The organism is Methylobacterium sp. OAE515 (genome assembly GCF_041806315.1).
Classification (GTDB): domain Bacteria; phylum Pseudomonadota; class Alphaproteobacteria; order Rhizobiales; family Beijerinckiaceae; genus Methylobacterium; species Methylobacterium tardum.
Window position 1 is genome coordinate 1,713,467 of sequence record NZ_JBGMUV010000001.1, and the last position, 22,984, is coordinate 1,736,450.

General features: G+C 70.6%; 19 protein-coding genes. 12 read left to right on the plus strand and 7 right to left on the minus strand.

Annotation, left to right across the window (positions count from 1 at the left end; translation table 11 throughout):
* Positions 1-8 precede the first annotated feature (8 nt).
* Genes ffh through rimM form a run of 4 tightly spaced genes read left to right on the plus strand, consistent with a single transcriptional unit; the run spans position 9 to position 2,986 of the window.
* Positions 9-1,580, plus strand: a complete 1,572-nt coding sequence (gene ffh / locus ABIE45_RS08465) for a signal recognition particle protein (protein WP_192706306.1) — start codon at positions 9-11, stop codon at positions 1,578-1,580.
* Positions 1,577-1,909, plus strand: coding sequence for a chorismate mutase (locus ABIE45_RS08470; RefSeq protein ID WP_192706307.1), 333 nt, complete (start codon positions 1,577-1,579; stop codon positions 1,907-1,909). Before ffh ends, ABIE45_RS08470 begins: the two co-directional genes overlap by 4 nt.
* Positions 1,910-1,916: 7 nt before the next feature.
* Positions 1,917-2,279, plus strand: a complete 363-nt coding sequence (gene rpsP / locus ABIE45_RS08475; RefSeq protein WP_192706308.1) for a 30S ribosomal protein S16 — start codon at positions 1,917-1,919, stop codon at positions 2,277-2,279.
* Positions 2,280-2,290: 11 nt separating this feature from the next.
* Positions 2,291-2,986, plus strand: coding sequence for a ribosome maturation factor RimM (gene rimM, locus ABIE45_RS08480; RefSeq protein WP_192706309.1), 696 nt, complete (start codon positions 2,291-2,293; stop codon positions 2,984-2,986).
* Between the two features lie 168 nt (positions 2,987-3,154).
* Here the strand turns inward: rimM and ABIE45_RS08485 are convergent, their stop codons facing one another.
* From ABIE45_RS08485 to pcaD, 3 genes are all read right to left on the minus strand, one after another.
* Positions 3,155-6,499, minus strand: coding sequence for an ATP-binding protein (locus ABIE45_RS08485; protein ID WP_192706310.1), 3,345 nt, complete (start codon positions 6,497-6,499; stop codon positions 3,155-3,157).
* A gap of 28 nt (positions 6,500-6,527) precedes the next feature.
* A complete protein-coding gene (locus tag ABIE45_RS08490; RefSeq protein WP_192706311.1) occupies positions 6,528-7,838 on the minus strand; it encodes an O-antigen ligase family protein in 1,311 nt (436 codons plus the stop codon).
* 114 nt (positions 7,839-7,952) lie between these two features.
* A complete protein-coding gene (gene pcaD, locus ABIE45_RS08495) occupies positions 7,953-8,750 on the minus strand; it encodes a 3-oxoadipate enol-lactonase (RefSeq protein ID WP_192706312.1) in 798 nt (265 codons plus the stop codon).
* A 418-nt stretch (positions 8,751-9,168) separates the two neighbouring features.
* On the opposite strand from pcaD, the gene ABIE45_RS08500 reads away from it, so the two are divergent.
* Positions 9,169-9,411, plus strand: a complete 243-nt coding sequence (locus ABIE45_RS08500) for a hypothetical protein (RefSeq protein ID WP_373622239.1) — start codon at positions 9,169-9,171, stop codon at positions 9,409-9,411.
* A gap of 22 nt (positions 9,412-9,433) precedes the next feature.
* Here ABIE45_RS08500 and ABIE45_RS08505 read toward each other — a convergent pair whose 3' ends face one another.
* A complete protein-coding gene (locus ABIE45_RS08505) occupies positions 9,434-9,811 on the minus strand; it encodes a hypothetical protein (protein WP_192706314.1) in 378 nt (125 codons plus the stop codon).
* A gap of 58 nt (positions 9,812-9,869) precedes the next feature.
* Here ABIE45_RS08505 and ABIE45_RS08510 point away from each other — a divergent pair, with 58 nt between their 5' ends.
* Positions 9,870-10,298 carry a DUF1810 domain-containing protein gene (locus ABIE45_RS08510; protein WP_192706315.1) on the plus strand — a complete coding sequence of 143 codons (429 nt, stop codon included), beginning with the start codon at positions 9,870-9,872 and terminating at the stop codon, positions 10,296-10,298.
* A 4-nt stretch (positions 10,299-10,302) separates the two neighbouring features.
* Here the strand turns inward: ABIE45_RS08510 and ABIE45_RS08515 are convergent, their stop codons facing one another.
* Positions 10,303-12,777, minus strand: a complete 2,475-nt coding sequence (locus tag ABIE45_RS08515) for a PBP1A family penicillin-binding protein (RefSeq protein ID WP_192706316.1) — start codon at positions 12,775-12,777, stop codon at positions 10,303-10,305.
* Positions 12,778-12,926: 149 nt separating this feature from the next.
* The gene (locus tag ABIE45_RS08520) at positions 12,927-13,580 is read right to left on the minus strand and encodes an HdeD family acid-resistance protein (RefSeq protein WP_192706317.1); all 654 of its coding nucleotides are present in this window, start codon (positions 13,578-13,580) and stop codon (positions 12,927-12,929) included.
* Between the two features lie 193 nt (positions 13,581-13,773).
* Between ABIE45_RS08520 and ABIE45_RS08525 the strand changes: the two genes are divergently transcribed.
* Both ABIE45_RS08525 and ABIE45_RS08530 read left to right on the plus strand, forming a co-directional pair.
* Positions 13,774-15,042 (plus strand): HlyD family secretion protein, encoded by a 1,269-nt coding sequence (locus ABIE45_RS08525; protein ID WP_192706318.1) that lies wholly within the window; start codon positions 13,774-13,776, stop codon positions 15,040-15,042.
* A 65-nt stretch (positions 15,043-15,107) separates the two neighbouring features.
* Complete coding sequence (locus ABIE45_RS08530; RefSeq protein ID WP_192706319.1) at positions 15,108-16,718, plus strand: DHA2 family efflux MFS transporter permease subunit; 1,611 nt, start codon at positions 15,108-15,110, stop codon at positions 16,716-16,718.
* 215 nt (positions 16,719-16,933) lie between these two features.
* On the opposite strand, the gene ABIE45_RS08535 is transcribed toward ABIE45_RS08530, so the two are convergent.
* The gene (locus ABIE45_RS08535; RefSeq protein WP_192706320.1) at positions 16,934-18,154 is read right to left on the minus strand and encodes a transglycosylase SLT domain-containing protein; all 1,221 of its coding nucleotides are present in this window, start codon (positions 18,152-18,154) and stop codon (positions 16,934-16,936) included.
* A 321-nt stretch (positions 18,155-18,475) separates the two neighbouring features.
* Here ABIE45_RS08535 and ABIE45_RS08540 point away from each other — a divergent pair, with 321 nt between their 5' ends.
* From ABIE45_RS08540 to ABIE45_RS08555, 4 genes are all read left to right on the plus strand, one after another.
* On the plus strand, positions 18,476-19,666 hold the full coding sequence (locus ABIE45_RS08540) for an inositol-3-phosphate synthase (protein ID WP_192706321.1): 1,191 nt from the start codon (positions 18,476-18,478) through the stop codon (positions 19,664-19,666).
* A gap of 149 nt (positions 19,667-19,815) precedes the next feature.
* A complete protein-coding gene (locus ABIE45_RS08545; protein WP_192706322.1) occupies positions 19,816-20,745 on the plus strand; it encodes a hypothetical protein in 930 nt (309 codons plus the stop codon).
* 44 nt (positions 20,746-20,789) lie between these two features.
* Positions 20,790-21,971 carry a methyltransferase domain-containing protein gene (locus ABIE45_RS08550; protein WP_192706323.1) on the plus strand — a complete coding sequence of 394 codons (1,182 nt, stop codon included), beginning with the start codon at positions 20,790-20,792 and terminating at the stop codon, positions 21,969-21,971.
* Entirely contained in the window at positions 21,971-22,966 is a 996-nt protein-coding gene (locus ABIE45_RS08555; RefSeq protein WP_192706324.1) for a Gfo/Idh/MocA family protein, read from the plus strand. Before ABIE45_RS08550 ends, ABIE45_RS08555 begins: the two co-directional genes overlap by 1 nt.
* The last annotated feature ends 18 nt before the right edge of the window (positions 22,967-22,984 follow it).

The window sequence follows — 22,984 nt, forward strand, 5'->3', positions numbered from 1 at the left end:
TCAGGATCATGTTCGAAGGCCTGTCCGATCGCCTCTCCGGCATCCTCTCGGGGCTGACGCGCCGCGGCGCGCTCACCGAGGCCGACGTCACCGCCGCCATGCGCGAGGTGCGCCGCGCCCTGCTGGAGGCCGACGTCGCCCTCGAGGTGGTTCGCGGCTTCACCGACAAGGTGCGCGAGAAGGCGGTGGGCGCCGTCGTGCTCAAGTCGGTGACGCCCGGCCAGATGGTCGTGAAGATCGTCAACGACGAGCTCGTGGCGATGCTCGGCACCGATGCCGAGACCGTCGATCTCAACGCCCCCGCTCCGGTGCCGATCCTGATGGTCGGCCTGCAGGGCTCGGGCAAGACCACCACCACCGCCAAGATCGCCCGGCGCCTGGCCGAGCGCGAGAAGCGCAAGGTGCTGCTCGCCTCCCTCGACACGCGCCGCCCGGCCGCCATGGAGCAGCTCGCGGTGCTGGCGAAGCAGGTCGGCGTCGAATCCCTGCCGATCGTCGCCGGCCAGTCGGCGGTGCAGATCGCCAAGCGCGCCATGGACGCCGCCCGCCTCGGCGGCTTCGACGTGGTGATGCTCGACACCGCCGGCCGCACCACGGTGGACGAGGGCCTGATGGCCGAGGCCGCCGAGGTGAAGGCCGCGACCCGGCCGCACGAGGTGCTGCTGGTCGCCGACGCGCTCACCGGCCAGGACGCGGTCAACACCGCTCGCGCCTTCGACGAGCGGCTCGGCGTCACCGGCATCGTGCTGACGCGTATGGACGGCGATTCCCGCGGCGGTGCGGCGCTCTCCATGCGGGCCGTCACCGGCAAGCCGATCAAGCTCGTCGGCGTCGGCGAGAAGGTCGACGCGCTGGAGGAGTTCCACCCGTCCCGCGTCGCCAACCGCATCCTCGGCATGGGCGACATCGTCTCGCTCGTCGAGAAGGCGGCCGAGACCATCGACCACGAGCAGGCGCTCCGCACCGCGGAGAAGATGCGCAAGGGCAAGTTCGATCTCGAAGACCTGTCCATGCAGCTCGCCCAGATGGAGAAGATGGGCGGCATCGGCGGCCTGATGGGCATGCTGCCCGGCATGGGCGCGATCAAGAAGCAGGTCGAGGGTGCCAACCTCGACGAGAAGATGTTCAAGCGCCAGCGGGCGATCATCTCGTCGATGACGCCGCAGGAGCGGAAGAATCCCGACCTCCTCAAGAACAGTCGCAAGAAACGCATCGCGGCCGGCTCGGGGGTCGACGTCTCGGAGATCAACAAGCTCCTGAAGATGCACCGGACCATGGCCGACATGATGAAGGCGATGGGTCAGGGCAAGCGCGGGATCGGGCAGGCGCTCGGCTCGATGTTCGGGCTCGGCGGCGGTATGGGGGGTGGAATGGGCTCCGGCATGCCCGGCCTTCCGCCCGGCATGCCGGAGCCGACGCCCGAGCAGATCGCGCAGCTCGAGAAGCAGTTCGGCGGCAAGCTGCCGTCGATGCCGCCGGGCCTGGGCGGAGGCGGAATGCCCAAACTTCCGGGGCTTCCGGGCCTCGGCGGTCCGAAGCTGCCGGGTCTCGGTGGGTTCATGCCGGGGAAGAAGAAATGAGCGTGCTCGCGGCGCAGGCCGTCGATCCCGAACTCGCGCGCCTGCGGGACAGCATCGACAATTTCGATGCGGCGCTGATCCATCTCCTCGCCGAACGCTTCCGCTGCACGCAGCGGGTCGGCGAGCTCAAGGCCCGAAAGGGGATCCCCCCTTCCGATCCGGACCGGGAGGCCCGTCAGGTCGCCCGGCTCCGCAAGCTCGCGGTCGACGCCAATCTCGACCCCGACTTCGCCGAGAAGTTTCTGGCCTTCGTGGTCAAGGAAGTCATTCGGCACCACCAGTCGATCAAGGCGGACCACGAGTCCCAGATCGAGCAACAGCGAAAGTAGTCAGATTATGGCCCTCAAGATCCGTCTCACCCGCGGCGGCGCCAAGAAGCGCCCCTACTACCGCATCGTCGTCGCCGATGCCCGCGCCCCGCGCGACGGCCGCTTCATCGACAAGGTCGGCGCCTACGATCCGATGAAGGCCAAGGACGATCCGGCCCGCATCATCCTCGACAACGAGAAGATCCAGAGCTGGCTCGCCAAGGGCGCGCAGCCGACCGACCGCGTCCTGCGCTTCCTCGATCAGGCCGGCCTTGCCAAGCGCCCGACCCGCAACAACCCGCAGAAGGCGGAGCCGGGCGAGAAGGCTAAGGAGCGTGCCGCCAAGCGCGCCGAGAAGGCCGCGGCGCCCGCCGAGGACGCCGCCGCGTAAGGCGCTCGGTCATGGCGCGCCGCCCCGCAGGTCCCACGCCCCGCGACGGCGGCCGCCGTGGCCGCACGAGCACGGCGATCGGCGCGATTGCGCCGGGCGCCGCAACCTCGCCCAAGGCACCGGCCCCCAAGCCCGCGCCGCCGCCCGTGCCGCCCGATCCGAACCTCGTCCTTTTGGGCGAGTTCGGGCGGGCGCACGGTCTCACCGGCGAGATCCGGCTCAAATCCTATACCGGCGATCCGCGGGCGATCGCGGGTTACGGCCCCCTGCAGACAGCGGACGGGCGGACGCTGACGCTCGCCGAGGTGCGCCCTGCTCCGGGCTCATCGCCCGACATGCTGATCGCCCGAGTCACCGGCATCTCCGGGCGCAACGCCGCGGAGACGCTCAACCGCGTTGCCCTGTTCGTTCCCCGCGACCGTCTGGCCGCGCCCGAGGATGACGAGGAGGTCTATGCCGCCGACCTGATCGGCGCCACGGCGGTGGATGAGGCCGGGGCGACCGTTGGAGTGATCGTCGCGGTGCCGAATTACGGCGGCGGCGACCTGCTGGAACTGCGCCCTCCGGGCGGAGGCGCCACCGCACTCCTTCCCTTCACGAAGGCCTTCGTGCCGGTTCTCGACCTGGCACAGCGCCGCGTCACCGTGATCGCGCCGGAGGACCTGTTCGCCCCGCCCGGCGAGAAGCCCGCCGACGATCCAGGCTGAGGCTTCCGGTCGAAACCCTCGGTCTATGAAGCGCGCGTCACCATCGCGCGTGTCGGGATCGACCTCGGGACGCCCGTCGGCGTCGTGCAGGCCGGATAGCGTCGCACCGCCGCTGTCGGCGAAGCCACCGGCCGGGGAGGGGCTCAGGCCCACAACCCGTATCTGGGCTTACGCCGCGCGCAGCTGGCGAATGGCCCGCAAGGCGGTTGCCCGCTGGACCTCCAGGCGCCGGATCAGCGGCATCAGGTCGGCGCCCGCATGGGCGGCGGCCTCGACCTCGCGGCACAGGCTGGACAGGCCGACGAAGCCCAGGAGCCCCGCCGCCGCCACCAGCGCGTGCGCGTCGTGGGCGATTTGAAGCCGATCGGTCTCGCTCGGCCGGAACCGCTCCGACAATTCATTCGCCAGGAGATCGAGAAGGGCCGACACGCGGTCGGATCCGAAACTCACCTCCATCTCGCCGAGCACCGCGGCGTCGAGGATGGCGGAATCGATCTGCGCCCGGCGGCGCGGCTCCTCCGAGCGTGCCGGACGGCGTGCGCCCGGCGCCGTCCAACGGCTGATCGTGGCGAAGAGGTCGGCCCGGCGGAAGGGCTTGCCGACATGATCGTCCATCCCGGCCTCGCGCAGCTCCTCGATCTGCGCCGGCAGGACGTTGGCGGTCATCGCCACGATCGGGATGTCACAGGCCGGCGGCGCGAGCGCGCGGATCCGGCGGGTGGCGGTCAGCCCGTCGACCAGGGGCATCTGGACGTCCATCAGGACGAGGTCGTAGGCGCGGCCCGCGGCGACCGATGTCCCGACTGCCGTGATCGCTTCGGCCCCGTCCCCGGCGACGTCCACCGCGTAGCCCTGCGATTCGAGGACCGCGCAGGCGAGTTCCTGGTTGAGCGGCACGTCTTCCACGAGGAGCAACCGGAGCGGCGCCGCTTTCGGAGCCGTTTGGGCCGCGGCCTCCACGACCGGCGACGATCGCCGCGCCGCGGCCGTGTCGTCGCCGGCGGGCACGCCGTTCGCGTCGGCGACCTCGGCGCTCCGCGGCAGGATGAGCCGGAACCAGAAGGTCGATCCCTCACCCTCGCGGCTCATGACCCCGATCTCGCCGCCCATGAGCGTGACGAGGTGGCGGGAGATCGCGAGGCCAAGGCCGGTGCCGCCGAAGCGGCGGCTGATCGAGCCGTCGACCTGGCTGAAGCGCTTGAACAGCCGGTCCTGCTGCGCCGGCGCGATGCCGATTCCGGTATCGGTCACGGCGAACCGGACGACGTCGCCGGGATTGCCGTCGGGCGCGAGGCTCTCACCCTCCCGCTGCACGGTCACGGTGACGGAGCCGGCGGGGGTGAACTTCACGGCGTTGTTGAGGAGGTTCAGCAAGACCTGCCGTAGGCGGCCCGGGTCGCCGACCACGAAGTTTGGGAGCGCCTGATCGATCCGGGCCTCGATGGCGAGGCCGCTCCGGATCGCGCTGCCGCGCACGATCGAGACCGTGCTGTCCACGATCGAGATCAGCGGGAAAGGGACCGGATCGAGGGCGAGTTCGCCGGCCTCGATCTTCGAGAAGTCGAGGATGTCGTTGACGACGGTGAGCAGCGCCGCGCCCGAGCTCTGGATCAGCTCCAGGCGGCGCCGGTCCTCGTTCTGGATGGTGCTCTCGTCGAGGAGAAGATCGGCGTAGCCGATGATGCCGTTCAGCGGCGTGCGGATCTCGTGGCTCATGGCGGCCAGGAACTCGCTCTTGGCCACGCTCGCCCGCTCGGCCTCGGCGCGTGCTGCCTCCGCGTCCCAGGTGGCCGCGCGCAAAGCCGCCTCGGCGGCCTTGCGTTCGGTGATGTCGAGATGCAGGCCGACCATGCGCTGCGGCTGGTCCTCGGGCCCGAACACGGTGCGCCCGCGGGCGTAGAGCCAGCGCTCACCCACCCGGAACTCGGCCGTGTAGGTGGTGGAGGTCTCCACCGCCCGCCGGATCTCGTTCCAGACATCGCCGACATCGTCGGGGTGGAGGAGCGCCGTCCAGTCCGCCGCGGCGAGCGTGTGGGGTTCACCGGAATCGGGGAGGCCGTGCATGCGCGCGCTCTCCGGGCTCAGAGTCGCGAGCCCCGTGCGCATGTCCCAGTCCCAGGTGCCGGCGCCCGCGGCATCCAGGGCGATCCCCAGCAGGCCGCGGGCCTCCTCGACCGCCAGCCGCGCCGTGACGATGTCATCGACGTCGAGGGCGGTCCCGAGCCACTCCGCCACCGCCCCGCTGGCGGGATCGAGCCGGATCGGGATCAGCGAGATCTTGTGCCAGCGATAGACGCCGTCGTGGCGCCGGATCCGCCACTGGCCGCTGTAGCCCGTACCGGTCTCGACGGCCCGGTTCCAGGCCGCCTCCATGGCGGCGGCATCCTCCGGATGGTTGCGGACGAGGCGCTCGGCCCGCTCCGGCCCGATCGGTCCGTAGTAGCTGTGGAACTGCGCGTTGGCGTAGGTCGCCTGCCCGTCGCCGACCCGCATGGTCCAGACCAGGAGCGGCAGCGTCTCGGCAAGGCCGCGGTAGCGCAGCGCGCTGCGGCGGACCTCGTCCTCGGCGCGCCGACGTTCGGTGACGTCGATCAGCACGCCGACGAGGCCGCCGACCGCGCCATCCCCGCGGACCATCCCGCGGACGACCACGTGGCGGGTCTGACCGTCGGGGCGCAACAGCCGCGCCTCGAAGTCGAAGCTCCTGCGGTGGGCAATGGCGTCCGCGACGATCGCCTCGACGCCGGCCCGGTCGTCGGCATGGTAGATCTGCGCGAAGTCTGAGAGGCGCGGTGGCGGCGTATCGAGGTCGCGACCGGCGATCGCGTGGAGGCTGGCCGACCAGACCTGCCGGCCGTCGGCGAACTCGACGCGCCAGTTGCCGATGCTGGCGAGCTGCTCGGCCATGGTGAGCTGGTGGTTCACCGCCTCTTGGGCGCGGGCGCGGGCGTTGATCTCGCGGTGCTGCTCACGGATCAGGGCCTCGCGGATGGCGCCCTGCTCGATCTCGCGGCCCCGGCGCGCATTGGCCTCCGTCAGGCGCAGATGGGCCACGACGATCTCGGCGAGGTCGCGCAGGGCCGCCCTGTCGGCCTCCGAGAAGGTGGCGCGGGGCTCAGGATCGGCGAGGCAGAACGTGCCGACCCGCAGCCCCTTCTCAAGGCTCAGCGGGACGCCCGCGTAGAAACGGATCCCGTCCGCGCGCGTCACCAGGGCCGTGTCGCGGAATCGGGGATCGAGCCGGGCATCGGGAACGACGAGCAGGGCGTCGCCGCGGATCGTATGCTGACAGAAGCTCTCCGAGCGCGGCATCCGGGCCGGAACGTCGGCGCAGGGCGTCTTCAGCCATTGATGCGTGTCGTCGATCAGCGCCACGAAGGCGCTGCGCACGCCGAACAGGCGGCGGGCGGTGCGGCAGACGGCGTCGAAGTGCGGCTCGGGCGGGGTGTCCAGGATCCCCAGGGCGTGCAGGGCCGCGAGCCGATCCTCCTCAATGTCCGGCTGTGTCGTCACGTACCGCCTCCCGGTGCGGCTGCGCCGCTCAGCGATCAGCTCGGCCGCGGGCCAGCGATGACCCGGCCGCGGCCGCGTTACAAGCGCGCCCGGCCTGCGGCGTGCCAGCGCGCACCCGCGCGGCCTCCAGCGCCCAGACCATGCCCAGCATCATGTAGACGTGACGCCACTTCTCGATGTCGATCTGGAAGGCCTGCAGGAAGAACATCAGCAGCGCCGGCCAGACGATCTGCGCGTGCGCCCGGACGGGCGACGGCCGCATCAGGAGCCGGAAGCCGACCACGCTCGTGGTCAGCACCAGCCCGATGAAGACCGCGCCCCCGAGCCAGCCGCCATTGGCGAAGGATCCGATATAGGAATTGTGCGGCTCCAGCCCGAAGATCAGCCGCCAATGCATCGGCCCCATCCCGAACGGGCGCTCCAGCAGCATGGCGAAGCCCCGGATCTGGTTGCCGAAGCGGCCGGTCTCGCCCTGATCGTAATCCTGGGTCAGGGCGGCGCGGGTCTCGAACATCTTGTGGACGTGGTCGACCGAGAGCAGGGCGATCACCGCCACGGTGCCGAGCACGATCGTCGCGAGCGTCAGGAACGCGATGCGGCGGCGCAGGCGGGGCGAGGTGCTGCCCGCGTAGACCGACCCCACCATCAGCAGCACCGCCACGACGCTGCCGCCCCAGGAGCCGCGCGAGAACGACAGGAAGATGCCGGCGACGATGATCAGGAGCCCGGCGAGCGATACCAGCGGCCGCCGCGTGGAGCCGGTGAGCAGGCCGTGCATCAGGTAGAGGGCGCCCAGCGTCAGGAACGAGCCGAACACGTTCGGGTCCTGGAATGTCCCCGAGGCGCGGTCGTACTTGTAGAACAGGTCCTCGATCCCGAGCCATTGCAGGTAGCCGACGATGCCGAGCGCCGCCGAGAACACGCAGCTCGCCGTGTAGGCCTTGAGCGCCAGCTCCATCCGGGCGTGGGTGTCGTCCGCGAAGAACATCGCGAAGAAGATGCAGGTGACCGTGAGGTAGATCAGCTGGATCGTCCAGGTGACCGGGAAATCCTCGTTGAGGTACGGCAGCAGCGCCGTGACGATTGCCGCGAGGTAGAGCAGAAGGAGCGCGAGCAGCGGCACGGTCCCGCGGTGGAGGCGCACGCCGAGGCAGAGCCACAGCACGATCGTGGGGATCGCCACGGCGTCGTAGGGCGACGTCTCCGAGAAGGCGAAGCAGGCGAAGAAGATGAAGGCCGCGAACAGCGCCTTGGCCAAGCCCTCGATGGCCGCCAGGAGCGGGATGCCGGCCGTCATCCCGGACGGAGCCGGGGCGCCGGGCGCTGCGGTATGGGCCATGATACGCGGGCTCCGCGGGCCGATGACGCAGGCCCGCAGCCGTCAGACTGACAGTCAATGGTTGAGAATCGGCTTCGGGTCGGAGGCGCGAGAGTCCGGATCGCGCCGAGCCGTTCAACCTCCTGACGTGTTGCGGTCGAGGAAGGCGCGGAGATAGCCGCCGGCGGCTTCGGCGCGCTCGACGGCCAGCAGATGGGCGGCCCGCGGCAGCACCACGAGCTCGGCCTGGGGAATCCCGTCGCAGATCTCCTGGGCCATCGCCGGTGGCGTCGACGGATCGTCGCGTCCGGCGATCACCAGGGTCGGCGCCGTGATGGCCGCGAGGGTCGGCCGCAGATCCATGCGTCCGATCGCGCCGCAGCAGACCGCGTAACCCGCCGGGTCGCAGGCGAGGAAATGGTCTCGGATCGCCTGCACCGTCTCCGGCGCGCGCTGCGAGAAATCCGCGGTGAACCAGCGCCCCAGCGTCGCCTCGACGACTGCCGCGGTTCCCTGGTCCCGCACGGTCTCGGCGCGCTCGTTCCAAGTCTGCGCGCTCGGCATGGAGGCGGCGGTCGCCATGAGGGTCGCGCTGAGCGGCCGCGCGGGATCGGCGCTCGCGAGCGCCTGCACGGTCATGCCGCCGAGCGACAGGCCCACCAGATGAGCCCGGCCGAGGCCGAGGGCATCGAGCAGCCCTGACAGATCCTGGGCCAGGGTGGCGATCTCCGTGGGCGCGTCGTGCGTCTCCGAGCCGCCGTGGCCCCGCGTGTCGTACCGGAGGGTCCGGTATCGCCCGCCGAGTGCCGGCAGCAGGGCATCCCACATCTCCAGCGTCGCACCCAGCGAGTTCGAGAAGGCAACGACCGGGGCCCCCTCGGGCCCCTCGAGGAGGTACCGGAACGAGAGTCCGCCGATGGTGATCTGCGGCATGCGATGATCTCCGAGTGCAGGTCCGGGCCACGGCGCGTCACGCCGTCAGGAGGCAGGTTCCGTCAAGATAGGCCCCGCGCCAGCGTGTCGAGGCTCCCGACGATGCGCCCGTTCACGGCCTCGGCGATCGAGCCGGGGCGCTCTCCGCGGATTTCGCAACTGCACGTTCTCCAGGTACGAGGTCGCCGTAAGCTGGCAAACCATCGGACGGGATGTCGGTCCCCTGCCGTGTGTCGGGACCGGCCTCGACCCCGTGCAGCGCCGCCCCGCGATGACGATGCAGTGAGCCGCGCGCTGCGGACGGGCGATCCCGGCCCGGCCTTCAACATGGGTCAATGCGGCCCCTCCCGAATGGCCCGACAAGCCGCCCGTGAGCCGGAAGGGACGAGCGATGCACGAGCCTTCGATCGGAAAGTCCATGGGAAACCCCGCCGATTTCTGGGACTCGGTTGCCGGAACGGTGACCGCCAAGGTCGAGCCGGTGATCGGCCGCGGCGAGAAGCAGCGCGGCCCGCTGATCGACTACCTGCGTGACCTCGAGGCGCTGGCCCGGCGTCAGTGCGGCAGCCGGGAGACAGTGCAGATCATCGCCTCGGGCCGGCGGCTTCTCGGCGATCGCAGCGAGATCGGGCCGCCGGACGGGTCGTTCACGCGAGGCTGAGCACCGCGGCGCCGACGGGAGACTAGGGGCGGCGTCCCAGCGCGGCGGTCGGGAGCCGCGCTCCCCGCAACCGGATCAGATAGAGCGCGGCCGCCACCGCCCAGGCCGCGCAGGTCGGCGCGATCCATTGCTGCAGGTTCGGCACGGACCAGCCGTACAGGAACTCGGCGCCGAGATGCGCCTGAACCGCGTCCCAGCCGGCATGCTTGATGTCGTGCTCGCGCTGTCCGGCCTCGCGGCCGTAATAGTAGGTCGAGACCAGAAGCGCCGCGGTGCCCTCGGGACGGGGCGTGCGCAGGAGGATCAGGGCCGCGGCCATCCCGGCGGTCTCCAGAACCGCCGTCATCGCGTGGCTCGCCGCCGGGTTCGCGATCATGAAGCCGATGAGAATTCCGAGCATGGCGGCCGCATACACCAGGGCGGCCGGTGCGTCAGGGAGCGATGTCGAGGAGCACCACATGGCCGAGCCCTACGATCTCGACCGTTTCGTCGCCGCGCAGGAGGGTGTGTACGCCCGCGCCCTCGCGGAGCTGCAGGCCGGGGCGAAGCGCAGCCACTGGATGTGGTTCATCTTCCCGCAGATCGCCGGCCTCGGCTCCAGCCCGATGGCGCAGCGTTACGCGATCGGATCCCTGGGCGAGGCGCGCGCCTATTGCGCGCATCCGGTGCTCGGCGCGCGCCTGCGCAGCTGCACGGAGGCCGTCAACGCCGTGGCCGGGCGATCGGCGCACGCGATCTTGGGCGCGCCCGACGACGTCAAATTCCGCTCCAGCATGACGCTGTTCGCCGCCGCCGCGCCGGACGAGCCGCTCTTCGCCGAAGCGCTGGCACGTTATTTCGGCGGCTCGCCCGACCCGCTGACGCTCGCCAAGCTCGGCCGGGCCTGACGCCCTACCGGCCCCACAGGCCGACCCGCTCGGCCCGTGCCTGCTCCTCGGCCCCGAGCAGGTCCGGCGGCGCATCCTCCGCGGCGCGGGCGCCGCCCGCCGCCAGGATCAGCCCGGCGAGGTCGTCGCCCTCGATGCGGCAGCGGGCCTTGGCCCCGTCGGAGACGCCCGTGCAGACCACCTCGCGCCGCCGCAGGTAGCTGGCGAGCTGCCGGGCGAGATGTCCGCGCTCGCCTTCCACCCCGAGAAGGCGCACGACGCGGCCGCGCAGGTTCAGGGTCCCGGTATCGATCACCTCCGGCACGCCCCGGATCTCGCCGGCCGGGGGCGGATCCGCCGCGGCCGCGACCGCCCGGGCCGGCTCGGCCCGCTCCGCCGAAGGACGCGGCTTGCCCTTGGCGAGCTTCTCCGACGCCCGCTGGACGAAATCGTGGAAGATCCCGGCCGGCATCTCCCCGCCGAACATCCGGCTCATCGGGCTGTCGTCGTCGTTCCCGATCCAGACCCCCACCACGAGGTCCGGCGTCATGCCGACGAACCAGGCATCGCGGAAATCCTGGCTCGTACCGGTCTTGCCGCCGATGATCTGACCGGGCACCCGCGCCGCCCGGCCGGTGCCGGACTCGACCACCGCCTGAAGCGAGTCGAGCATCATCGTGCGCGGCTCCTGCGCGAGCGTCGCGCCGGGTGCCGGATCGGTCTGGACGTAGAGCGGCTGCGGCGCCGCTCCGCGGATTGCCTGGATGCCGTAGGCCTGGAGCGGGGTTCGGCCGGAGAGGACCGATCCGTATGCGCGGGTGATCTCCAGAAGGGTCACGCCGCCGGAGCCGAGGACGAGGCTCGGCACGTTCGGCAGGTCGGACTGGATGCCGAGCCGGCGCGCGGTGGCGATCACCGCCGGGATGCCGACCTCCTGGCCGAGCTGGGCCGCTACCGTGTTGATCGAGAGCGCGAAGGCGGTCCGCAGCGGCACCGGGCCGCGATAGCGCCCGTCGTCGTTCTCGGGCTCCCAATTGCCGATCTGGACCGGACGATCGACCAGGACCGATTCGGGGCTGTAGCCGTTCTCATAGGCGGTCAGGTAGACCAGCATCTTGAACAGCGAGCCCGGCTGGCGCTTGGCCTGGACGGCGCGGTTGAACTGGCTGTCCTCGTAGTCGCGGCCGCCCACCATGGCGAGGATCGCACCCGCCTTCGACAGCACAACCATTGCCGCCTGACCGACCTTACGGCGCCGCCCGTCCTTATCGAGACGCCGGGCCACGACGCCTTCGGCGAGGCTCTGCAGGTCGAGGTTCAGGGTCGAGCGGACGGTGACGTCGCCGTCCTTGCCGGCGAGGCGCTTCACGTCGCCGGCGATCATGTCGAGGAAGTAATTGGTCCCGGGCGGCGCCTCGGGCGGCGTCTTCAGGGTCACGCTCTGCCGGCGGGCCGCGTCGGCCTCTCCTTGCGTGATCGCGCCGGTCTCGACCATGGCCTGAAGCACCACGTCGGCCCGCTCCTTGGCGCCGCCGAGGTTGCGGGTCGGGGCGAGCTGAGACGGCGCGCGCACCAGACCGGCCAGCATGGCCGCCTCTGGAAGACTCAGGGCCTTGGCCGGCTTGCCGAAATAGCGCCGCGCCGCCGCATCCGCCCCGTAGGCGCCGGCGCCGAAATAGGCGGTGTCGAGGTAGCCGAGCAGGATCTCGTCCTTGCTCATCGTCGCCTCGACGCGCAGGGCCAGGAAAGCCTCCTGGACCTTGCGCCAGAGCGTCTTCTCCTGATTGAGCGAGGTCAGGCGCGCATATTGCTGCGTGATCGTCGATCCGCCCTCGCGCACGCCGCCGCCCGTGACGTTGCGCCACGCCGCCCGGACGAGCCCGCGCAGGTCGAGGCCCCAATGGCTGTAGAAGCGCCGGTCCTCGATCGCCACGATCGCCTGCGCGAGATGCGGCGGCAGGTCGGCGGCGGTGAGCTTCTGGCCGCGGAAGCTTCCGCGCGTGGCGAACACGCGCCCGTCATCGGCCTCGACGGTGATCGCCCGCTGACCGGTCTCGACGACGGCCCCGCCGAGCGGCGGCAGGGTCAGGAGCGCGGCGAGCAGGTAGAGCGCCAGCGCCAGGGCCGGCAGCAGGATCGCGGCACCGGCCGCGAGCAGGACCGGCCGCCGCCGCACTTGTCCGCCCCAGCGCGTCCCCGCTTCGGCGGCAGGCCGGTCGGCGGCGGGCACGCTCGGCCGAGCCTCCGTTCGAGCCCGATCGCGCCTGCGCGCCAGGAGCGCGCCGGAGCGGGCGGATGCGGCGCCCCCGAGGCGCGCGACCCCGCGGCCGCCCGCGGCGAGCAGGACCCACAGGTGCCGGAGGAGGTCGAGAGCAGCGCGCCGCGCCTCGCGGGCGGCCAGGCGCGGGTCGGGCGCATCGCTCTTCGCTGGGCGCGCGGCCTTCGGATCTGACGGTGTCGGCCCGTCGGTCGGGGCGCGCTCCGGCGCGTCGGGCGTCATCGCATTGCAGGGTCCGGGACCGGCCGCTCCGGTCGACGCGGTGTTCTAGGCTGCTTCAGGCCCCGTGTCCCGCAATCACCGCGGCGTGATCGAACCCGGATGACGATCCCACCGCGGCCGTGTGGATCGGGCCACGGATCCGGTTCGTATCAGCGCCCGGTCAGGGTGATGGACGACCCGGCGGCTCCGTGCCGGCTCCGAAGCTGGAAGGCCAGGATCAGCAGGAGCACGCCGAAGGCGAAGGTGTAGGAGCCGATCCACCACGTCAGCACCAGGGCCGACATGCCCGGCTCGAGGATCAGCGCGATCCCGAACAGGATCGACACGATGCCGCCGAGGACGAGCCACCAGCGGCCGTAATGGAGGTGCAGCCGGAAGGCGGCGGCGATCATCAGCCCGCCGGTCACCAGGGCCCAGACGGCGAGCAGCAGCACGAAGGCCCAGACCGCCGCCGCCGGGACCAGAACCGCCGCGACACCCACGATGATGTCGACGAGGCCTTCCAGCAGCAGGAAGCCCCAGCGCTCGTGACGCTGCGCCGCCCGGACCGCGCCGATGATGGCGAAGACGCCGTCGGCGACCATGTAGGCGGCGAAGAACAGCACCAGCGAGAGCACGAAGGCCCCGGGCGCGATGAAGGCCACGGCGCCGAACAGGATTGCGATGACCCCGCGCAGGGCGATGAGCCACCAGTTGCGGGCGAGCGCCGCGCTCATGGCGTCGAGGCGCGCGACGCCGACGAGCGGGACGCCGGACGGAGACGTAACGGTGGGGCCGGAATTCGGTGTCGGACTGCTGGTCATTGCGAAACTCCGAACCTGGCAGCCGTGAGCGGCAGAGGTTCCCGGCGCAGAACGCCGCAGTGCGGCAAGCGTTCCTGGGGGCGACCGCCGCACCATGGAACCTTGGGCCAGCGCTCGGCTTTTGCAGTGCGAGGCGGGCGTTATGCACTGTCCGGCCACCTTTGGGGGCCGGCCCACCGGGCGACGATTTCCCATGTTTGACGATCAGCGGCAGGCCTCCGAGGCGGCGCGCGCGCGGCCGGCCGATGGCCGGGTCGATACGGTCGACCGCGATGTCGTCGACCGCGATGTCCTGGATCTCGGCCGGCCAGCGCAGGAGCGCGAGACCGCGCGCAAGCCCGGCGCGGAGGGCGAGGACCAAGAGACGGATCAGGACGCGCCGAAGGAGGAGACCGACGACGGGGCGGACGATCAGGAGGACGAGGAGCGCCGCCCCAACATCCTGCGCCGCCACCCGTTCGCGTTTCTGCTCGGCGCGCTCGCGGTGGTCGCTCTGTGCGTGGGCGTGTTCTTCTATTGGCTCCTGTACATGCACCCGTACGAGAGCACCGACGACGCCTTCGTCGACGCGCGCAGCATCTCGATCCAGCCCAAGGTCGGCGGCTACCTCGTCGACGTGCCGGTCACCGACAACCAGCACGTCGAGGCCGGGCAGGTCCTCTTCCAGATCTACCAGCGCGACTATCAGATCGCCCTGGAGCAGGCGAACGCCCAGGTCGAGGCCGACAACGCCGCGATCAAGAACATTGATGCCCAGATCCAGGCACAGTACGCCAACATCGACGTGTCGAAGGCGCAGGTCGCCACCGCCGAGGCGGCGCTGAAATTCGCCCAGGAGGACGCAGCCCGGTACAAGGACCTCGCCGAGCGCGGCTCGGGCTCGATCCAGCAATCGCAATCGGCGACCTCGACGCTGCAGCAGCGGCAGGCCTCGCTGCAGAGCGCCAATGCCAGCGTGGTCGCCGCGCAGAAGCAGATCGGCTCGCTCCAGGCGCAGAAGGCCTCGACCGAGGCGCAGCTCGCCCGCGACAAGGCGCAGGTCGAGCAGGCGGAACTGAACCTCGGCTACACCACAATCCGCTCCGTGCAGTCCGGCCGCGTCGTCCGGCTGACGGGCGGCATCGGTCAGCTTGCCCAGGCCGGGCAGACCCTCTCGACCTTCGTGCCGGACGACATCTGGGTGACGGCGAACTACAAGGAGACGCAGATCACCGACATGCGTCCGGGCCAGCCGGTCGACATTGCGATCGATGCCTACCCGAGCCGCAAGATCCACGGCACGGTGGCCTCGGTGCAGCCGGGCTCCGGCACCGCCTTCAGCCTGTTGCCGGCGCAGAACGCCACCGGCAATTACGTGAAGGTGACGCAGCGCATCCCGGTGAAGATCGTCGTCAGCGACTGGCCGACGGACGTCTCGATCGGCCCGGGCATGTCGATCGTTCCGACCGTCACGGTCCGGTGAGCGCGATGGCCGCCGAGGGCGGGTCGGCCGCGCCCGGGCGGAAGCCGAATGCGGACAAGCCACGGATGGGCAAGTCCGCTTCGGGCAAGTCCGCTTCAAGCAAGGCGCCGGGCGGCCACAATCCCTGGCTGATCGCCGGCGTGGTGGCGCTGGCGACCTTCATGGAGGTGCTCGACACCACCATCGCCAACGTGGCGCTCCGCTACATCTCGGGCGGCCTCGCGGTCGGGCCCGACGAGGCGGCCTGGGTGGTGACGAGCTACCTCGTGGCCAACGCGATCACGCTCACGGCCTCGAGCTTCCTGGCCAAGCGCTACGGCCGCAAGGCGTTCTTCATGTGGTCGGTGGGGCTGTTCACGATCTCGTCGATCCTGTGCGGCTTCGCCTGGAGCCTCGAATCGCTGCTGCTGTTCCGGGTGCTGCAGGGGCTCGGCGGCGGCGGCATGGCCCCGCTCGCCCAGTCGATCCTGGCCGATTCGTTCCCGCCGGCGAAGCGCGGTCAGGCTTTCGCGCTCTACGGCGTCGCCATCGTCGTGGCGCCGGTGATCGGGCCGACGCTCGGCGGCTGGCTTTCCGACAACGCCTCCTGGCACTGGTGCTTCCTGATCAACGGCCCCGTGGGCGTGATCGCGCTGGGGCTGATGTACTGGCTGATCGAGGACAGCGAGGCGGCCAAGAAGGAGCGCCGCGCCCTGGTCCGGAAGGGCATTCGCTTCGACATCGTCGGCTTTGTTCTGGTCGCCCTGTTCCTCGGTTCGCTGGAGGTGATCCTCGACGAGGGGCAGCGGAAGGACTGGTTCGGCACCTCGACGCTGATGAACGTGTCGGGCGTGCTGATGGTGGTCTCGTTCGTGGCCATGATCCCGTGGCTCCTGAACAAGAAGAATCCGGTCGTGGACCTGAGCCTGCTGGGCAACCGCCAGTTCGGCTCGTGCTTCCTGGTGATGATGTTCACCGGCGCGATCCTGATCTCGACCACGCAGTTCATTCCGCAGATCACGCAGGAATATTACGGCTACACCGCCACCCTGTCGGGCCTCGTGCTCGGTCCCGGCGGCATCGTCACGGTGGTGATGATGTTCCTCACCGGCCGGGTCTCGGCCTACGTGCAGCCGAAATGGCTGATCGCCGCCGGCATGACCATCGTGGCGCTCGGGATGTACGACCTGACGCGGCTCAACGGCACGACCACCTTCGCGTTCTTCGCGTGGTCGCGCGTCTGGATCGGCATCGGCCTGCCGATGGTGTTCCTGTCGATCACCTCGGCCTCCTACGAGGGCATCCGCAAGGACCAGACCGACCAGGCCTCGGCCCTGATCAACGTCGCCCGCAACGTCGGCGGCTCGATGGGCGTCTCGCTCGCCCAGAACATCCTGGCCTATCGCAGCCAGTTCCATCAGAGCCGGCTGGTCGAGAGCATCAATCCGGCCGAGCCCGCCTACCAGGAGACGATGCGGCGGGCGACGCAGTACTTTTCCGAGCACGGCTATGTCGGCGTCGAGGCCCAGAACCAGGCGACGGCCTGGATCGGCAGCGTGCTGAGCACCGAGGTCGCCTACTGGGCCTATATCGACGTATTCTGGGTGCTGGGCATGGTCGCCGCCTGCGCGGTGCCGCTGGCGCTGAGCCTGAAGAGCGTCAAGCTCGGCGGCGGTGCGCCGGCCGGCGGGCATTGAGGCGGACGATCAGCCTCGGGAAGCACCGCGCTCCCGGCTCCGCCGTTCCGGAGCGCCGCAGGCGAGCCCGGAATCCAGAAACACCGCGCGTGCCAGGACCTGACGCATCGGCGGCTCTGGATACCGGGTTCCGCTGCGCGGCCCCCGAATGACGGGGTGATGCCTGCGACGCCTCAATCACGATACCCTTGCGCGTCAGGATGGAGACCCGGTCCTCACACCCCGTCCGGCGGCAGCGCTTCCGTGACCTGCACGCGGCGGTTGCCCGCAGCCTGCCCTGCCTCGTCGGCGGCGACCTCGGTCTGAGCCGGCGTTTTATCCAGGGCCTCGGCCACTGCCGCGACGCCCTTGTAGCGCGTCAGCCGCCGGTCGATCATGTCCTCGATCCGCCCGTGCAGTTCGGCCACGGTCAGACTGCGGCGCTTGCCGCCGGCCTTCTCGGTGAACAGGCTGCGATTGGCCCGCGCCGCGCTGCGGAACTCCCGCCCCGCGACCTCGTCGGGCCTCTCGGAGGAGAGCGACAGGAAGCGTCCGGCGCTGGCCGTGCCGAGGAAATGCGCGAGGTAGAGCTCGGTGGTGGAGAGGGCCCGACCGACCCGCGCCTCGATCCGTTCGCGGTCGCGCTTGATCAACTCGGCCGCCATCAGCGCCGCCACGCGCGGATCGTTGCGCAGGCCGAGGACCCGGGTGCGCATTCCGGCCGTGACGGTGATTGCAGAGCCGCGGCCCTTCACGGCGGCGGCCTCGTTGGCGAGCCCGTAGCGGGCGCCGTAATCGCGGATCATCTCCAGCCAGGTGCGGGCGACGAACTGAAACAGGCCCTGCGCCGAGGAGGTCGCAGCCTTCGCGTCGGTGTCGAAGCTCGATTCCTTGTCGGCCAGCGCCATCATGTAGACGGGATCGACACCGGCCTCGTCGGAAGCCTTTACGATCGTGTCGACCACCTTGCCCGGGACGCTGCGCTGGCCGAACCGGACGGCGGCCTCGCCCTGCTCCTGGGTCACGCGCGGCAGAGCGGCGAGGTTGTCCTGGATCAGCGCCGTGGTGGCCGGCTCCTGCTCCGGAACGGGCAGTCCGCTCCAGGCGGCGTAGGCTTCGGAAGAGGCCTCGATCGGCGCGGCGTCCATCGCGGAGCGGGCGAGCGCCTGCGCGGCACGCGGGCTGGTGTCCACTCGGTCGTGAGCCTGCGCGGCGGGCGCGAAATAGGCCGGCGCGAAGGCCGCCTGCGGCAGGCCGAACCCGGCGATCAGGCCCAGGACCAGCGTTCCGGAGAGCCGGCGGATCCCATTCTGGCCTGTGCGGCGAAGTGACCGGCGCTCCGTTCCGCGTCCGGCCCGCGGCAGCCACGCCACGGTTTCATCCTCGATCTGGCTCGCGGTCGGCGCGAGTCGGCTCACGTCGTCGGCGCAACGCGCCGGCTCCGGGAAAACCCCCATCACTGGTCCTCTTCAGATTTTTCCTTTGTCGGCCCGGCGTCTGGCGGCCAGGTCCTTGGAAGCGGCGGCCGTATCGGCGCCGGCCGTGACCAGAATGGGACGGCTCCGTGATCCAAGCGTGGCACGGTCAACGAAGGGTTAACCCTGCTTTTTAAGGCCGCCGTAACGCCGTGATCGCGCCGCGCCCCAAGGAACGGAGGCGCAAAGTTGTCGCATTCGGCTTGGAACGCTGCACGTCCGAGCCAGTTAGGTACCGCCCGGGGGGGCCGAACTTTCCGTCCCAAGACGCCACCCGCGTCCCCACAAGGACATCAGTTTCCGATGAGCATGCAGTCCGGTCGCCGCGTCGGTGTCGCCTTCGTTGGGATGGGGGGCGCCGTCGCCACCACCGCCATCGCCGGCATCGAGATGATCAAATCCGGCTCGAACCGGCTCGACGGGCTGCCGCTCGCCGGCCTCTCCGTGGCGGGCCTGGCCGATTACAAGGATCTCGTCTTCGGCGGCTGGGACCTGAACGGCGACGACCTCGCCGCGGCGGCGAGCGGGCACGGCGTGCTCTCGAAGGACGACATCGAGAACGGCGCCCAGGTCCTGAAGGGCATCACCCCCTGGCCGGCGGTGGGCAGCGCCAAGTTCTGCAAGAACATCGACGGCCAGAACCGCATCGTCGCCAAGGACCACCGCGAGGCGGTCTCGGTGATCGCCAACGACCTTCGCCGCTTCCAGAAGGAGAGCAACCTCGACGATGTGGTCGTGGTGAACCTCGCCTCCACCGAGCGCTGGCCCGACCTGAACGACCCGACCCTGAACTCGACCGCGGCCTTCGAGAAGGGCCTGGATTCGAGCGACGAGGCGATTTCTCCGGCGATGCTCTACGCTTACGCGGCGATCAAGAGCGGCATCCCCTACGCCAACTTCACCCCGAGCGTGGCCGCGGACGTCCCGGCGCTCCTGGACCTCGCCAAGGAGCTGAACGTCCCGGTGGCCGGCAAGGACGGCAAGACCGGCCAGACCATGATGAAGACGGTGCTGGCCCCTGCCTTCAAGGCGCGCGCCCTGCACGTCGACGGCTGGTTCTCGACCAATATCCTGGGCAACCGCGACGGCCTGGCGCTGAACGACCCGAACTCGCTGCAGTCCAAGCTCAACACCAAGGGCACAGTGCTCGATTCGATCCTCGGCTACCCGGTCGAGGACCACCTCGTGCACATCCACTATTATCGGCCGCGCGGCGACGACAAGGAAGCCTGGGACAACATCGACGTCACCGGCTTCATGGGCCAGCGAATGCAGATCAAGGTGAACTTCCTCTGCAAGGACTCGATCCTGGCCGCCCCGCTGGTCATCGAGATCGCCCGCGTCCTCGACCTCGCCAACAAGCGCGGCGATGGCGGCGTGCAGGAGCAGCTCTCGACCTTCTTCAAGGCGCCGATGGTCAAGAACGGCCATGGGCCGGAGCACGCCTTCGGCAAGCAGGAGAAGATGCTCCACGATTGGCTGGGCGTGCACTGAACGAGCGCTGACGCACCACAATGTACGCTCCTCCCCGCACAGGGGAGGAGACGCGCGCTTCAACCTTCGTCGGTTGGCGAGCCGGAAGGGTCCTTGGGGCGTCCGGTGCAGGCCGCACCCGAACTGCTGCACGCCGTCTGAAAGTAACGATGCCGAGCGAGAACCACCCGTCCCCCTCCGGCGCCGCCGCGCCGGAGGCGTTGCGCGACCTTCTGGTCGAGATGAACGACCTCAAGCGGGTCCGCTCGGCGGGCCGCCAGGGGTCGATCGCCGAGCGGCTGTTCGCGCAGGGATGGGGACTCCTCACCGGCGGCGGCGCGCCCGATGACGTCGCCCTCGATATCACCGCGACCACCCTCGCGGCGACGCGCCTCTGCGACCTCGACGCGGCCTTCCTGACCGCGGCGGGGCTCTCCGACGCGGACGCCTCCGCGGTGCTGGTGGCGGGCTTCGACGCTGTCACCGGAGACCTCGATCCGGAACTCCGCGACCGCCTGCGTGCGCGGCTCGCGCCGCGTCCGGCGGGCCGGCCCGGGCCGCTGCCGGGCTTCGTCGCCGCCCTGGCGCAGCAGCCGCGGGCGGGCGTCACCTGTCCCGGCCGCGCCCGGATCCTGCTGGAGCCGCCCGAGAACCATGCCGAGCATTGCCTGATCGTAGCGGTCTACGGCGTCTGCCTCAGCCCGTTCCACCGGGCCGATCCCGGCACCGTGTTCCTGGCCGCGATGGCCCACCACTTCCACAATGCCGCGATGCCAGATGCCGGCTTCACCGGCGAGATGCTGCTCGGCGGCCATCTCGGCCCGATCATGGCGACCACCACCGCCTGGGCGCTCGCCGAGCTCGACGAACCCTTGCGCGGTCAGGTCGAGCGTGCCCGTGCGATCCTGCCCGACGACGCCACCGCGGAGGGCCGCGCCTTCCACGCGGCCGACTGCATCGACCGGGTCCTTCAGATCGCCCAGCATCTCCGCGGGGCCTCGACCACGATGGGGATGGTGCTCGACGAGTGGGAGCTGGTCCATGCCGGCCCGGTGAAGGGCTTCCACGATCGTGTCCTCGCCGACATGCGCATCCCTTGATCGCCGGGCCCGGTCGCCCATCTGCCCGGGCGGCTCCGAGAACCATGATCCCGTTCGAACTCAGATCGCCGGAAACCGGCAACCCGCTGAAGGCCGACGGCCCGCACGCCCTGCGCGATGCGGAGACCGGCGCGCGCTGGCCCGTGATCGACGGCATCCCGTACCTGCGAATCAACCGCGCGGCCCTGGTCGAGCGGGTGCTCGCCCATCTCGACGCCGGCGAGCCCGACGAGGCGCTGGCCGCGCTGCTGGTCGATCAGGACGATTGGTGGAACGGGCCGCCGGCCGATCCCGCCGGGATCATCCGCCTGATCAAGGAACGCCGCACCGCGACCCTGCGCGATGCGGTCGAGCTCCTCGGCTGGGGCCGCGTCGGCGACTACTTCCTGCACCGGTGGAGCGACCCGACCTTCCTGGCTGGCCTGTCTCTCTTGGAAGCGCACTGGAACGAGCCCGTTTGCGTCTTCGAGTTCGCCTGCGGCATCGGCCACTACCTGCGGGAGCTGCAGCGGCGCGGCTGCAAGGTCGCCGGGGCCGACGTGGTCTTCGCCAAGCTCTGGGTGGCGCGCCACTGGGTCGTGGCCGAGAAGGCCCAGCTCGTCTGCTTCGACGCTGGCTCAGCCCACTGGCCGATCCCTGGGGCGCCGGTCGATCTCGTTGTCTGCAACGACGCCTTCTACTTCCTCGACGACAAGGCGGCGCTGCTCGACTGCCTCCGCCAGAATGCCGGCGACGACGGCTGGCTGGCGCTGAGCCACATCCACAACCGCGACTGCCCGGGCTTCTCGGCCGGCCGCGCGGTGACGGCCGAGGACATCGCCGAGCTGTTTCCCGACGCCCTGGTCTACGACGATGCGGAGCTGACCCGCGCGCTAGTTGAGGCGCGGGCCCCGGGCCCGCAGGAGCCTGCGGCCCTGCGGAGCTGCGAGGCGTTCTCGGTGGTGTGCGGCCCCGGCATGCGCCCGGCGCCGCGCGCGCTGGTCGATGGCCTGACCCTGCCGAAGCCGGGGACCGTGCTGCGGCTCAACCCGCTCTACGCGCAAGAAGGCGACGGTTACGTCATCCGCTGGCCCTCGGAGCGCTACGAGGCGGAATACCGCCCCCGCGCCACCTACCCGCTGCACTCGCCGGGACCCGAGACGCTGACCTTCGACGAAAGCCTCGATGCGTCGGAGACGCAGCGCGTGCGGGTGCGCGAGTTCGTCGACCTCCCGGAGCGGTGGTAATGGATGCGGTCGGCTGGGGCATCGTCGGCTACGGCTGGGTCGCTCGCGACTACATGGAGCCGGGCATCCGCGCGGCCGGGCACCGTCTGGTCGCCGTCTGCGACCCGAACCCGGAGAGCCGCGCGGCCGCCGAGCGGGCCGGCGCTCGCGGGCACGCCGATCTCGCCGGCCTAATCGCCGAGCCCGCGGTCGAGGCGGTCTACGTGGCGACGCCGAACCATCTCCACCGCGGCGCCGTCGAAGCCCTGGCGGCTGCCGGCAAGGCGGTGCTGTGCGAGAAGCCCATGGCGGCGACGCTGAAGGACGCCGAGGCCATTACCCACGCCGTCGAGGCGCAAAACATCTTCTACGGGACGGCCTTCGACCAGCGGCATCACCCGGCTCACCGGGCGATCCGCGCGCAGCTCGAGGCCGGCCGGCTCGGCACCGTGACGGCGGTGCGGATCGTCTATGCCTGCTGGCTCGGGCGCGACTGGTCGGAGGCCGGCCAGCCGAACTGGCGGATCGACGCCGCCCAGGCCGGGGGCGGCGCCCTGATGGACCTCGCCCCGCACGGGCTCGACCTCGTGGACTTTCTGCTCGGCGAGCCGATCACCACCATCGCGGCCCTGACCCAGATCAAGGCCCAGGATTACGCGGTCGACGACGGCGCCCTGCTGATCGGGCAGACCGCGGGCGGTGCCCTGGCGAGCCTGCACGTTGCCTATAATTGCCCCGACGCGCTGCCCCGCCGCCGCCTGGAGGTGGTCGGCACGAAGGGCCTGCTCGTCGCCGAGAACACGATGGGCCAGACGGCCGGCGGGTCGCTGACCTTCGTCGACGGCGCCAGCGGGCGCGCCGAACCGCTCGCCTTCGACGCCGACAGCTCGCCCTTCACCGAGCAGGTGCGCGCCTTCGGCTCGGCCCTGCGCCGGCCCGAGGAGCGGGCCGCGTACTCGGCGGCGCGGGACCTTCACACGATGCGGCTCGTCGCCCGCGCCTACGGGCAGGGGTAACGACCGCCGGACAGGATG

Bases quoted from the DNA above. Each gene is read 5' to 3' on its own strand.
- ABIE45_RS08470 (WP_192706307.1), top strand. From the start codon at position 1,577: ATGAGCGTGCTCGCGGCGCAGGCCGTCGATCCCGAACTCGCGCGCCTG.
- pcaD (WP_192706312.1), bottom strand. From the start codon at position 8,750: ATGCCGCAGATCACCATCGGCGGACTCTCGTTCCGGTACCTCCTCGAG.
- ABIE45_RS08510 (WP_192706315.1), top strand. From the start codon at position 9,870: ATGGCCGAGCCCTACGATCTCGACCGTTTCGTCGCCGCGCAGGAGGGT.
- ABIE45_RS08525 (WP_192706318.1), top strand. From the start codon at position 13,774: ATGTTTGACGATCAGCGGCAGGCCTCCGAGGCGGCGCGCGCGCGGCCG.
- ABIE45_RS08540 (WP_192706321.1), top strand. From the start codon at position 18,476: ATGAGCATGCAGTCCGGTCGCCGCGTCGGTGTCGCCTTCGTTGGGATG.
- ABIE45_RS08515 (WP_192706316.1), bottom strand. From the start codon at position 12,777: ATGACGCCCGACGCGCCGGAGCGCGCCCCGACCGACGGGCCGACACCG.
- ABIE45_RS08530 (WP_192706319.1), top strand. From the start codon at position 15,108: ATGGGCAAGTCCGCTTCGGGCAAGTCCGCTTCAAGCAAGGCGCCGGGC.
- rpsP (WP_192706308.1), top strand. From the start codon at position 1,917: ATGGCCCTCAAGATCCGTCTCACCCGCGGCGGCGCCAAGAAGCGCCCC.
- ABIE45_RS08535 (WP_192706320.1), bottom strand. From the start codon at position 18,154: ATGGGGGTTTTCCCGGAGCCGGCGCGTTGCGCCGACGACGTGAGCCGA.
- ABIE45_RS08520 (WP_192706317.1), bottom strand. From the start codon at position 13,580: ATGACCAGCAGTCCGACACCGAATTCCGGCCCCACCGTTACGTCTCCG.
- ABIE45_RS08550 (WP_192706323.1), top strand. From the start codon at position 20,790: ATGATCCCGTTCGAACTCAGATCGCCGGAAACCGGCAACCCGCTGAAG.
- ABIE45_RS08545 (WP_192706322.1), top strand. From the start codon at position 19,816: ATGCCGAGCGAGAACCACCCGTCCCCCTCCGGCGCCGCCGCGCCGGAG.
- ffh (WP_192706306.1), top strand. From the start codon at position 9: ATGTTCGAAGGCCTGTCCGATCGCCTCTCCGGCATCCTCTCGGGGCTG.
- ABIE45_RS08500 (WP_373622239.1), top strand. From the start codon at position 9,169: ATGGGAAACCCCGCCGATTTCTGGGACTCGGTTGCCGGAACGGTGACC.
- ABIE45_RS08490 (WP_192706311.1), bottom strand. From the start codon at position 7,838: ATGGCCCATACCGCAGCGCCCGGCGCCCCGGCTCCGTCCGGGATGACG.
- rimM (WP_192706309.1), top strand. From the start codon at position 2,291: ATGGCGCGCCGCCCCGCAGGTCCCACGCCCCGCGACGGCGGCCGCCGT.
- ABIE45_RS08505 (WP_192706314.1), bottom strand. From the start codon at position 9,811: ATGCTCGGAATTCTCATCGGCTTCATGATCGCGAACCCGGCGGCGAGC.
- ABIE45_RS08555 (WP_192706324.1), top strand. From the start codon at position 21,971: ATGGATGCGGTCGGCTGGGGCATCGTCGGCTACGGCTGGGTCGCTCGC.